Genomic DNA, 12,368 nt, shown 5'->3' on the forward strand with positions numbered 1-12,368 from the left:
TTGTTGAAATTGCCATGAAACTGACAAAAATGTTCCGCGTCTCTGCGGCTGCCCTTGGCTGCCTGCTGGCCCTCATTTCATGCAGGCAGGGGGAGGATGCCGCTTCCGGCCCTCTGGCTCCGGTGGATGTGAAGGTCGTTAATCACCTGGTTGCCGTGTTGGAGCATGAGAGCCGCGTGCTGGAACTGGTGGACCCTGCTTCCGGGGAAAAGGTGAAAAGCATCCGGCTGGCCCAGCCTCCCAACGGCATGGCCGTGGATGGCGCGACGGCTTATGTGGCGGAGGGGGGAGCGCGCGGAGTGGTGGAAGTAGTGGACCTGGAAAGCGGGGCGTTGAAGCGTTCTTTTCCTGCCGGGCATACGCCCATGTCTCCCGTGGTGCGGGGGGAAAAGCTGTATGTGGCCTGCCGGTTTGATTCCCGCGTGCTGGAAATGGACGCCGCTGCCGGAACCGTGCTGAATTCCTGGAATGTCCCCCGTGAACCCGTAGCGCTGGCCGTTTCTCCGGACGGCAGGAAAATCTGGGCTGCCGGCCATTTGCCGGCCGGGGCTGCGGACGGGGATTTCACGGCTGCTGCGCTGACTCTGGTGGAAGACGGAAAAGCTGTCCATTTCCCGCTTTCCAACGGGACGCAGGGCGTGCGCGGCATGGCGATAAGCCCGGATGGACGCTATCTGGCCGTGGCGCATGTATTGAGCCGATACCAGGCGCCCACCACGCAACTGGACCGCGGCTGGATGAACACGAATGCCGTGACGGTTATCGATACGGACGAGCCGGACAAGCCTCATCCCGTTCTGCTGGATGATCCGGATGCGGGGGCGGCCAATCCGTGGGGCGTTTCTTTTTCCGGAGATGGCGGAACACTGTTCGTGACGCATGCGGGGACGCATGAACTCTCCGTAATTGATTTCCCGGCCCTGCTGGAGCGCATGAAGCGGGAAGACCGGAGCAATGAGCCGGTTTCCGAAAGGCTTGGTTTCCTGCACGGTCTCCGCGCCCGGATCTCTCTGCCCTTGAATGGCCCGCGCGCCGTGGCCTCCGATGGGAAAAACGTTTATGTGGCCGGCTATTTTTCTGATTCTCTGGCGGAAATCTCCCTGAAGGATGCCCGCAAATCCAGGGCAATTCCCCTGAATGCCCCATTCCGGCCTTCCCGGGAAAAACTGGGGGAACGGTATTTTAATGACGCTTCCCATTGCTTCCAGGGGTGGCAGAGCTGCGCCACCTGCCACCCGGACGGCCGGGTGGACGGCCTGAACTGGGATCTGCTGAATGACGGCATGGGCAACCCGAAAAATACGCGCACCATGTTCCTTTCCCACCGGACGAGCCCGGTGATGACGCTGGGCGTCCGCGCCTCTGCGGAAGTGGCCGTAACGGCGGGTTTTGTGCACATCCAGTTTCTGGAACCTTCCGGTGAATTGGCGGAATGCGTGAATGCGTACCTGAAAAACATGAAGGAAGTTCCCAGCCCGTTCCTGGTGGCGCATACCCCTTCCAAACAGCAGACAGGGGGGGAGGGGTGCGCTCAGTGCCATGCTCCCGGCGTGGAAAGGGGCGCCTTGTCCGAATCTGCCCGGAGGGGCAGGGAAGTGTTTAAAACAGCCGGGTGCGTGCGGTGCCACCCCCATCCTTACTTCACTAACAAGGAACTGGTGGCCACGGGGACGGCCACGGGGCTGGATGAAGGTAAAAGCGTTCTGGTGCCTTCCCTGGTGGAAGTGTGGCGGACCGCTCCTTACCTGCACGACGGCCGTGCGAAGACGATACGGGAAGCCATCACGACATGCAATCCGGGGGATCTCCGCGGGAAGACGAGTTCCCTGAATAACCGTGAACTGGAGGATTTGATCAATTACGTGCAGTCCCTGTAAAGGGGCGGGAGGGCATCATGACGGCGAAGGTACCTGAACGACTGGAATGGTCCGGAAAAAACGGGGCGGAAGAACGCTTCTTCTGCATGACGGCGGAGCCGGGCGCGAGTTTTGAGGAAGAACTGCGTTCCCTGATGGCCAGGTACCGCAATCTGGGGGGCGGGGAAGAAGATGAATTCCTGCTGCGTTTCCATGTCAGCGACCCGGTGCACCAGTCGGCTCCGCTGCGGCGGATAACAGGAGAACGGAATTCTTATGTTTCCATAGTTGGACAGCCCCCTGCGAACGGGGCCCGCGTGGCTCTGGAAGCCTGGCACATCGGCGGAATGCTGGGAAAAAGGCGTAGGGCGGAGCAGGGAGGAACAGTCGTGGAAGCCCTCCGCGCGCATTACCGGCTGTTTCTGGCGGGCAAGGGGGAATTCTCCGCCCCGGACAGCTGCGGCCAGATGCGGGAGGAATTCCGCTGGCTGGACCGGATTGCCGCCTTACAGGGGGAAGCCGTGCCGGATTTGGTTCACCGCACCTGGATTTATTGCCGGGATATTGACAACAACTACCGGGGATTGGTGGAAGGCCGCAACGGATGCTTTGACCGTTACGGGCTGACTCCGGAGAGCCATTTCATCGCCAGTACCGGCATTGAAGGCTGTACGGAGCTGCCGGGGCGCCTGCTGCATATGGACAGTCTGGGCATCGCGGGGCTGGAGCCCGGGCAGGTCCGGTACATGGAAGCGCCGGACTACCTGTCCCCCACGCATGTGTACCGGGTGGCCTTTGAGCGCGGCGTCCGTATTGTGTACGGGGACCGCTCCCATTATTTCCTTTCCGGCACCGCCAGTATTGACGCGGAGGGAAACATTGTCCATCCGGGGGACGTGGTGGGCCAGACGGCCCGCACCCTGGAAAATATGAGCGCCCTGATGGAAAGGAGCGGGGGCAGCCTGTCCGACCTGAAGCAGGCCGTAGTGTACCTGCGCGACTGGGCGGACCGGGAAACGGTTCGGAACCGACTGATGGACTCTCCGTTGGCCGCAGTGCCGCATGTGATGCTGAAAGCCCCTGTCTGCCGCCCCGGCTGGTTGGTGGAAATAGACGGAATAGCCGTCAATGGAGCCGGGGAACCTGCCTTTGCCCCATTGTAAATTCTGCCGTTCCAGGAACCGCGGCGCGCGGGCGATTTCCCTTGTTATCCTATGCACGGAAATGGTATCATGAAAGCGCATGACCTATCGCCTTAATACGGACCGTCTGGTATTTCTTTCCGTGCTGTTGTGGGTGTTGTTGCCGCCGGGCGTTTTTGCCTGGGAAGGTAATCCGCCGAGTCCGGATAATGTGCGGTGGCTGGATCAGTTCTGTTCCAGCTATGTGCAGTTTCTGGCCCTGGGCGGCGTGTTGTGCGCGGTGATCGGTTTTGTGTGCGCCGTCCTGGTCTGGCTGGTGCATCGTCTGGACTGGGCGCGGAGTTTGAAAATCAGCGTGCTGTTTGTCATGTCCATCCTGTGCCTGGTTTTGTATGGCGGCTCCCTTTCCTTTGCCGTGTTTTATCTTCCCCTGGCCCTGATTAACCCCGCCGTGTATTGTTTCAGCGTTAGCAGGGTGGAATGAGAGTTCCTGGCGGCGACGGAGGGATGTTTTTCCTGGGGGAAGAGGCTTCATAATTTTATTTTTGGCATATCTTTTGATTTTCAAAGATAGCAGGATTTGCCCCGGAGCCGTCCGCGGCAAAAACGGCTCCGGGTGTTTATGCTTTTATAAAGATTGCGGATGTAATGCGCGGATGCTCCAGTCACCGAATCCTTCCCCCAGGTTGCGTTCCGCCGCAAAACGTGCAAATACTGGTCGGAGCACGTCTGCGATTTCCTTTACGGGTACAGATTCCTGATAGATGAAGCCCAGCCTGTCTCCTCTTCTGGAACCGCCCATCCAGATATTGTACTTGCCCGGACCTCTGCCGACGAAAGCCAGTTCTGCCAGATATGGTCTGGAGCATCCGTTGGGACACCCGGTCATGCGGATGGAAATTTCTTCGTCCCATAGCCCCAGTTCTTTTAACTGCGGTTCCAGTTCATCCACCAGTTTTGGAAGCAGCCTTTCGGAGTCTGTAAGGGCCTGCGGACAAAATGGCAGGCTGGTACAGGCGGAGGAATTGCGCCTGAGCCCCGAATCGTTGGGGAGAAGATTGTACTTCCCAATGATGGATTTGATTTGCTCGGCAGTATCCGGTGTGATGCCGTCAATGACCAGATTCTGATTACCTGTGATGAAAAAATCTCCTTGATGAATGGAAGCTATTTCATGAAAAGCGGTTTTGAGCTGTTGCCTGTTTGAATTCTGGATGCGGCCTCCTTCAATTTCAATGGTCTGGCGGCCAGGAACATCTGCGGCGTCTCCGTTCGTAGATAATGAAAAAGGTCTGGCCGCTTGAAGCGGAAATGGAAGGCGTGTTGCAAGTTCGTTAGTGAACCAGTCCAGCCCTTTGCCGGCAATGGTGTACCTGAGCCGGGATGTTTTTCTGTTGCAGCGGGTGCTGAATTCTTTATGGATCAAAAGCACCTGCCGGGCTACTTCCTCCACCTGCTCCGGGAAACAGAATCCGATAATATCCGCAAGGCGGGGGAAAGAACCGGGATTGCCGTAAGCATAGCCCATTCCTCCGCCGGCCAGGATGTCATATCCCAGGAGTTTTCCCTCTTTTTCAATAGCCACGAAGCTCAGGTCCTGGGCGTACACATCCACATCATTTTCCGGGGGAAGCGTAAAAGCGATTTTAAATTTGCGCGGCAAATAGCCGGGACCGTACAAAGGCTCTTCTTCCGCGCCCGAGTAGATCCGTTTGGCATCCAGCCATATTTCATGATAGGCGTGCGTCTGCGGTTCCAGTTTTCGGGAGAGTTCCCGGGCTTGATTGAAGACTGTCTCATGGATGCCGGAATCTTCCGGGTGCAGAGAAACCATGACATTGCGCGTGGCGTCCCCACTGGCGGCAATCGTGGTGATGGCCGCGTGGTGGATATCTTTCATGGTCTGTTTCAAGTCCTGTTTGACGACTCCGTGGATTTGAATGGCCTGGCGTGTCGTAAGTTTAAGGGTGCCGTTGCCGAATTGGTCGCTTAGCGTTTCCGCGGCCAGCCATTGGCTGGGCGTCATGCGGCCCCCGGGGAGGCGCAGCCTCAACATGAATAACCAGTTTCTTTCCTGTCCGTTTTTCTTCCGGATAAGCCGTTCATCCCGGTTATCCTGCTGGGTAATCCCGTGAAATTTCAAAAGAAATTCTTCTTCGGACGGGAAATGGGTAATGCTGTCGTCATGGAGGAGGTCAGAGATGTTTCCTCTGAGGAAATCGCTTTCCTCCTTGATTCGTTCGTTGGATGTGTATCCTTCTTTAGTCATGATATTTTCTGTTGGTTAAGCTAAATTAGTCCCCCAGCGTCTGTAGATGGCTTGTTCCAGGGGAGAGAAGATGAGTTTGTCTGAGAGCAGGCCTATGAGAATAATAACGAACATGATGCCCATGACCTGCTCCATGGAATTGAGTTCTCTTCCGAAGTGCAGGAGCTGTCCCAATCCCAGTCCTGTCAGGATGGGAACAAAAATTTCTGCGGACATCAGGGAGCGCCAGGAAAAGGCCCAGCCCTGCTTCATGCCGCTGACGATGAATGGAGCAGAGGCCGGAAGCGTGACGAAGAGCAGCGTGTAGGCAGAGCCGGCTCCCATTGTCCGTGCTGCGCGGGCATAAATCGGAGGGACGTTGGCAAGTCCATTTTCTGTGGCCAGTATGACCGACCAGACGGTGCCCATGACAACGACGAACAGGATGGCCGCTTCTTCCTGGCCGAACCACAGGATAGCCAGAGGGACCCAGCAAACGCTGGGAAGCCCTTGAAATCCCAATGCCAGAACTCCGATGGTGTTTCTCATTAGCTGGAAACGGGCAGATAAAAGTCCTGCCGGAATTCCGATGGAGATTCCGGCCAGGTACCCCAGGAGCAGTCTCCGGATAGTAACGACCGTAGCGGCCCAGAGAGAGTTGTCCCTGATTGCTTCTTCAAGATAGCCGCTTATGGCGGAAGGAGCCGGGAATAGGAAAGGCCTCCACCAGCCGGATAGAGAACCGTATTCCCATATAGCCAAGGCCAGCAAGATGAATACTGAGGATTGGAGAATATTTTTTATGGAAGGGTGCATGATGTTTGTGCGTCTTGTTTTTCTTCTGCGGGCCTGGAAATCGATTTTAATGCCCGTGTGATGTTTGAAGCTAGCCGGGCCACTCCCGGATCATTGATTTGGCGCGGGCGCGGCAAACGAATGCAGAATTCTCCGCAAATACGTCCAGGGTGGGATGAAAATAAAATGACTCTGTCTCCCAGGCATACGGCTTCCCGTACATTATGGGTGACAAAGACGACGGTAATTCCATGCCCGGCGCAAATGGCCTGGAGGTCCGCATAAAGCTGTTCCCTGGTCATGGCATCCAATGCGGCGAAGGGCTCATCCATCAGGAGAACCCTGGGACGCAATGCAAGGGCCCGGGCTATGGCCACGCGCTGTTTCATTCCTCCGGAGAGTTCATGGATACGAGCATGCGCAAAGTTGTCCAAGCCTACTGATTTCAGGTTTTCCAAAGATATTTGGAGGCGTTTTGCGCGGGGAATTCCGGTAAATCGGAGACCGAATTCTACGTTGTGCAGCACGTTTAACCAGGGGAACAGGGCGAAATCCTGAAAAACGACTGTCCTGTCCGGTCCCGGTCCTGAGATTATTTCCCCATCATAGGAGATGCTTCCCGTATCCGATTTGATCAGACCGGCGATCATATTCAGCAGAGTTGTTTTGCCGCAACCGCTTGGACCTACCAGGCAGATGAATTCTCCTTCCCCTATGTCCAGATTGGCGGAAGAAAGAGCCAGAAGCGATTTTTTTCTGGAAAAATAACTTTTGGAAACGTTTCGTATGGATAATCTACTCATGGGCGGGATTATTTTTATCATTCCGGATGATGCCTTCGACGTGGGGGAGTTTCTTGTAAAATCCGGTCCGTACCGTATCCTTGGCTAATTCGTGGAGCTTTTCTTCGGATATTTCATTCGTGAGAATTAACCTGGGCCATGCATGGATAATTAAAGCGGGATCAATGCTGGAACGGGTGAGTTCCCTCAATTCTTCTACGACGATTTTTTGAGCTTCCTGGGGATGTCCGATGATCCAGAGAGTGAGTTCTCTGTGAGCTTCAATCATGGCCTGCGCCACGTCCGGCTGTTTTTCCAGGAAATCCTTTTGAGCTGTCAGAACAGTGGTTACGGCATCCTTTTCAAGAAACAGGAGCTTGCCTCCGGCTTCTTTTTCCAGGCGGCTAATCCATGGTTCTACAGTCCAGGAGCCGTCCAGTTTGCCTTGACGCAAGAGGGGTATCTGTTCTGGGTTGGGGGTAGGAAGTATGCTTGCGTCTCCTCCGGTTTGAGTGACTGTTACGCCTCCCAGGGCCAACCATGTCCGGCAGGCTATATCCTGAGTATTGCCCAATTGGGGGGTAGCGATGATTTTCCCTTGAAAGTCTTTTTGCGTGCATGCTCCGGAATGGGTGGGAACGACCAGTCCGGACCCTCCCTGTACGGCTCCCGCTACGATTTGCAGGAGAGTTCCGTTGGATTTGGAATACGCATTAATGGCAGGGCCCGGCCCAACGTAGGTAAAATCCAGGGAATTGGCGAACATGGCTTCCATAGCGCCAGGGCCGGCGTTGTAAGCATACCATAGAATGGAGATATTTTTCCCCGTCCGTTCAAAGATGCGTTTTTCAAACCATCCCTCCCCCGTGCGGCTGAAATGCCTGGCAACCAGCCCCTGGACATGGGTTACGTTGGGAAAAAGGCCAAAGCGTATTTGAGCCTGCCGTTCGGGGGCTTCCCGACAGGATGCCAGAAAAACTGGAGCCAGGAGAGCGCCAACGCAGAGAAGAGCATTTAATGCAAGAGGCTGAGTTTTCATAAAATGATGGAACGGGTATTAAAATGGGATAAAATCAAAATTCCACATAGAGAGTGCGCGCCAGAAGAAACGCGGTATTTTCATTTGCCTTTGCGGGGGGGAGGATGCGGTCTGCCGTTTCTGGCGCGGAGACGACGTTCCCCAGCCAGATGCAGTAGGCCCCCTTGGTGTTTCTGGGCAGGACGGGAAGTCCCGGCAGCACTGCAATGCTCATCAGCCCCGCTTCGGCCAGCAGGCCTGAGGCATTGACGATTTCTTTAGCGGATCTTCCCCATACGCCTTCCGCCTTGAAATCCAGACCGTAGGTATGGGCTTTGAGCCGGTGGAGTTCCCTTTCCAGCTGTTTGGCGAAGCTGCGCGCCAGTTCGCTGTCTTCTCCCGCTATGTAAATTTGTTTTCCGCCATGCCCGAAGGTTTCTGCGCGTTCATCGCTTGAAACGAATGTCGGAAGTTGCTCCTGTTCTTTTTCGGGAGCCTTATCTCTGTGAGGAGGGCGAAGCATACCGGCTCCCGCCGTGACGTTATTCAGCGGGTCAATCAGGATGAAAGCTCCTCCGGAGCGGTTATCCCGGTAATAATCATAGAACAAGGGGGAACTTGTTTCCAGGACGATACGACCGACATGGTTCAGAGGAAGCTGTGTCGCATGGCGGCTTTCCAGTGTATTGACGTCTATGTCGTACTGGAGTTCTGCTATCCGCCCCTGGATATTTCTGCCCGCATGGCGAATCATGTATTTGCTTCCGGGAAGAAGGGGTTTTTCAGACATCCAGATGACACGGGCCTCCAGCCGATCTTCGATATGGGGGAGATTCCCTTTTTTGACGATCATGTCACCGCTGCTGATATCTATTTCATCCTCAAGTTCCAATACGACGGCCTGGGGAGAGAATGCTTCTTCCAGATCTCCGTCCGGAGTAACGATCCTCTTGATCCGGCTGTTTTGGAACGAAGGCAGCGTTACGACAGGGTCACCCCTGCGGATGGCTCCGGAGGTAATGGAACCGGCGAACCCCCGGAAATCGAGATTGGGGCGTATGACTGTCTGTACTGGAAAGCGGAAATCCCGGAGATTCCTGCTGTCGCTGGAATCCAGCGTTTCCAGGATGGAAAGCAGATGATCTCCCCGGTACCAGGGCGTTTTCCCTGTTGTCTGAGTCACATTTTCCCCTTCAATGGCGGAAATGGGAACGAAACGAACGTCCGGGATATTCAGCTGTTGCGTGAAGCTTCCGAATTCTTCTTCAATCTTCCGGAATTTTTCTTCAGAGTAATCCAGAAGATCCATCTTGTTGACGGCTACGATGAGGTGCCGTATTTTCAGAAGAGAGGCGATGAACGCATGCCGCTTCGTTTGTGTGAGTACTCCGTGGCGGGCATCAATCAGGATGATGGCCGCGTCCGCCGTGGAAGCTCCGGTGGCCATGTTCCGTGTGTATTGTTCATGGCCGGGACAGTCGGCAATGATGAATTTGCGGCGGGGGGTGGTGAAGTACCGGTAGGCTACATCAATGGTTATTCCCTGTTCCCGTTCCGCTTTAAGGCCATCCAGCAACAGGGCGTAATCAATGTTGCCTGCCCCCGTAGTTCCATTTTTTTCACTGGCTTTGCGCAATTCTGCCAGCTGGTCGTCGAAAATCAGTTTGCTGTCATAAAGAAGGCGTCCGATGAGTGTAGATTTCCCGTCGTCCACGGAACCGCAGGTAAGTACGCGCAGCAGGCTTTTATTTTCGTGTTCGTTCAGGTATGAGTCGATGTCCATAATGGTAAAAAGAAGAGGTGTCGTCAGAATGATTCATAATAGGGGTTAAAAATATCCTTCCCGTTTTTTTTGCTCCATGGAGGCATCACCATCGTGGTCAATGATGCGGGAAGAACGCTCGCTCAGCCTGGTTTCCAGCATTTCCGCCACAATCTCTTCTACAGTGCGGGCTGTAGATTCTATGGCTCCGGTTAGAGGGTAGCAGCCCAGCGTACGGAAACGGACGGTTCTCATTTTCGGTGTTTCCCCCGGTTCCAAAGGCAGGCGGTCGTCGTCCGCCATAATCAGGGAGCCGTCACGTTCCACAATGGGACGGGGTTTAGCGAAATACAGGTCCACCACCTGTATTTTTTCCAGGCGGATATATTGCCAGATATCCAGTTCCGTCCAGTTGGACAGAGGAAAGATACGGACGCTTTCTCCCGGATTGATACGGCCGTTGTAAATGTTCCATAATTCCGGTCGTTGATTTTTGGGGTCCCATTGGTTGAATTTATCCCGGAAAGAGAAAATTCGTTCCTTGGCCCGTGATTTTTCTTCGTCGCGGCGGGCTCCTCCGAACACGGCATCATATTTTCCTGCGGTCAACGCCTGAATCAATGCCTGTGTTTTCATAATATCCGTGTATTTGCGGCTGCCGTAAGTAAAAGGATTAACGCCGGCGGCAATGCCTTCCTGGTTACTGTGGACAATCAGATCCAGATCATTTTCCTGAACGAATCTGTCCCGGAATTCTATCATCTCGCGGAATTTGAATGTGGAGTCTATATGAAGAAGCTTGAAGGGGAGCCTGCCGGGATAGAATGCCTTTCTGGCCAAGTGGACCAGTACAGAGGAGTCTTTCCCGATGGAATAAAGAAGTACGGGATTTTCAAACTGGCTGATGGCATCCCGGAAAATGTGAATGCTTTCTGCCTCCAGCTGCTTAAGCTGGCTGAGTCTGCAAATGCTGTTCATTTTGTATGTTCTTTTTTTGATTGTTAATGTCTTGGCCTGCGGTGTAGTCCGCACTCCCTGTGTTCTTTTTCTTCCCACCACCATCGTCCGTCGCGTACGTCTTCTGTCCTCTTGACGGCTCTTGTGCAGCAGGCGCACCCGATACTGGGGAATCCTGCATCATGAAGAGGATTGTAGGGAATGCCGTAAGCGCGGATATAGTTCCAGACATCCTCTTCTGACCAGTGGGCCAGCGGGCTGATTTTGATGATGCCGTTCGCCTCATCGTTTTCTGTGATATGAAGTCCTTTCCGGGTGATGGACTGGGTGGATCGTAATCCGCAAATCCACGCTTTTTTCCCGGCAAGGAGCCTTTTCAGAGGGCGCAGTTTGCGGATATTGCAGCATTTGTGACGGTTTTCCACACTGTTGCGGAACAGGTTGACGCCTTTGTCCAGGATCATGCTTTCCACTTCTTCCGCTGCCGGAAAATAAGGAATAATGCGAATGCCGTATATTTCCTCCGTTCTTGCCCAGAGTTCATAGGTTTCCGGAAACAGACGCCCCGTGTCCAGAGTAGCCAGAGGAATATTCAGGCCAAGATGGGAGATCATATGGGTAAGCACCTGGTCTTCTGCCCCGAATGATGTGGCAAAAACAAGGTTTCCTTCGTATTGCGCCGCGGCTTGTCGCAACGTGTCTGTAGCGGTTGGGGAATGAGCGTTCATGAATGTTGAGCCGGTTGAAGGCGGATAGCCGTATCTGGTAGAAAAAAACGGGATGTCAGATGAACAGGGGAGTTGAGTAGTACCGGTCCGCTGAATCGGGAAGGATCACTACTATATTTTTCCCTGTATTCTCTTTTCTCTTAGCAACCTGGACGGCTGCCCATAGGGCTGCCCCGCTGGAAATCCCGGTCAGAATTCCTTCTCTGACGCCCAGTTCTTTAGCTGTGGAAAAGGCATCTTCATTGGAAACGGTGATGACTTCATCATAGATATCCGTATCCAGGGTTTCTGGGATAAAGCCGGCTCCTATTCCTTGAATTTGATGGCTTCCTGCCTGGCCGGCGGATAATACGGGGGAATCTGCCGGTTCCACGGCAATGACGGTGATTCCTCCGGGTTTGCGTTCCTTGAGTAGTCTGCCTATGCCGGTTATTGTTCCTCCGGTGCCTACTCCGGCTACGACGATATCTACTTCTCCGTCCGTATCTTCCCATATTTCAACCCCTGTCGTTTCATAGTGGGCCCTGGGATTGGTCGGGTTGGTGAATTGGCTGGGAATGAAGGAGCCCGGAGTAGTGGCCGCCAGATCCTGGGCTTTGGCAATGGCTCCTTTCATTCCCTGGCTGTCTTCCGTCAGGACAATATCGGCTCCGTAGGCTTTTAGAATATTTCGTCGTTCAACGCTCATGCTTTCCGGCATGGTGAGAATGATGCGGTATCCCCGGGAAGCGGCAATAGCCGCCAGGCCAATGCCCGTGTTGCCGCTGGTTGGTTCAATGATGACGGAACCCGATTGGAGCTGGCCCGATGCTTCTGCCTCGTTGATCATGGCGAGTGCGATACGGTCTTTCATGCTTCCTGCCGGATTCAGGTGATCCAGCTTGAGCAGGAGCCGGGCATTCAGACGATGTGCCTGGGCATAATTCCTTGGCTCCAGAAGAGGTGTTTTCCCGACCAGTTCCGATATGGAGGTGTAAATGTTCATCGTGACGTGCTTTACAGGGATGGATTTAGATTTCTTTTGTATTCCGATAGGAATAATAGGGATTAATTACTCTTATCCTCCGGAAGTGTCAATAT

The 12,368-nt window shown here is 54.3% G+C and carries 11 protein-coding genes; 3 read left to right on the plus strand and 8 right to left on the minus strand.

What is annotated here, in order from left to right; all coding sequences use genetic code 11:
• The first annotated feature begins 14 nt into the window (after positions 1–14).
• The 3 genes from CI070_RS02875 (at position 15) to CI070_RS02885 (ending at position 3,482) form a co-directional block, all read left to right on the plus strand.
• Complete coding sequence (locus CI070_RS02875) at positions 15–1,877, plus strand: hypothetical protein (protein ID WP_094135426.1); 1,863 nt, start codon at positions 15–17, stop codon at positions 1,875–1,877.
• 17 nt (positions 1,878–1,894) lie between these two features.
• Entirely contained in the window at positions 1,895–3,019 is a 1,125-nt protein-coding gene (locus tag CI070_RS02880; protein ID WP_094135427.1) for a Rid family hydrolase, read from the plus strand.
• Between the two features lie 79 nt (positions 3,020–3,098).
• Positions 3,099–3,482: a hypothetical protein gene (locus CI070_RS02885; RefSeq protein WP_094135428.1), complete on the plus strand. Its 384-nt coding sequence runs from the start codon at positions 3,099–3,101 to the stop codon at positions 3,480–3,482.
• Positions 3,483–3,626: 144 nt separating this feature from the next.
• On the opposite strand, the gene CI070_RS02890 is transcribed toward CI070_RS02885, so the two are convergent.
• Genes CI070_RS02890 through cysK form a run of 8 tightly spaced genes read right to left on the minus strand, consistent with a single transcriptional unit; the run spans position 3,627 to position 12,273 of the window.
• On the minus strand, positions 3,627–5,267 hold the full coding sequence (locus tag CI070_RS02890) for an NADPH-dependent assimilatory sulfite reductase hemoprotein subunit (protein ID WP_094135429.1): 1,641 nt from the start codon (positions 5,265–5,267) through the stop codon (positions 3,627–3,629).
• A gap of 15 nt (positions 5,268–5,282) precedes the next feature.
• Positions 5,283–6,062, minus strand: a complete 780-nt coding sequence (locus CI070_RS02895) for an ABC transporter permease (RefSeq protein ID WP_022198896.1) — start codon at positions 6,060–6,062, stop codon at positions 5,283–5,285.
• Positions 6,047–6,844, minus strand: coding sequence for an ABC transporter ATP-binding protein (locus CI070_RS02900; RefSeq protein WP_094135430.1), 798 nt, complete (start codon positions 6,842–6,844; stop codon positions 6,047–6,049). Before CI070_RS02900 ends, CI070_RS02895 begins: the two co-directional genes overlap by 16 nt.
• A complete protein-coding gene (locus CI070_RS02905) occupies positions 6,837–7,862 on the minus strand; it encodes an ABC transporter substrate-binding protein (RefSeq protein ID WP_094135431.1) in 1,026 nt (341 codons plus the stop codon). The genes CI070_RS02900 and CI070_RS02905 overlap by 8 nt, the downstream gene beginning before the upstream one ends.
• Before the next feature lie 34 nt (positions 7,863–7,896).
• Positions 7,897–9,624, minus strand: coding sequence for a sulfate adenylyltransferase subunit CysN (gene cysN / locus CI070_RS02910; RefSeq protein WP_094135432.1), 1,728 nt, complete (start codon positions 9,622–9,624; stop codon positions 7,897–7,899).
• A gap of 45 nt (positions 9,625–9,669) precedes the next feature.
• Positions 9,670–10,665, minus strand: coding sequence for a sulfate adenylyltransferase subunit CysD (cysD, locus tag CI070_RS02915; RefSeq protein ID WP_256943512.1), 996 nt, complete (start codon positions 10,663–10,665; stop codon positions 9,670–9,672).
• Positions 10,605–11,288 carry a phosphoadenylyl-sulfate reductase gene (locus CI070_RS02920; protein ID WP_094135434.1) on the minus strand — a complete coding sequence of 228 codons (684 nt, stop codon included), beginning with the start codon at positions 11,286–11,288 and terminating at the stop codon, positions 10,605–10,607. Before CI070_RS02920 ends, cysD begins: the two co-directional genes overlap by 61 nt.
• A gap of 55 nt (positions 11,289–11,343) precedes the next feature.
• Positions 11,344–12,273, minus strand: a complete 930-nt coding sequence (gene cysK, locus CI070_RS02925) for a cysteine synthase A (RefSeq protein WP_022198890.1) — start codon at positions 12,271–12,273, stop codon at positions 11,344–11,346.
• Between the last annotated feature and the right edge of the window lie 95 nt (positions 12,274–12,368).

It is taken from the genome of Akkermansia muciniphila, from assembly GCF_900184965.1.
GTDB lineage: Bacteria > Verrucomicrobiota > Verrucomicrobiia > Verrucomicrobiales > Akkermansiaceae > Akkermansia > Akkermansia muciniphila_A.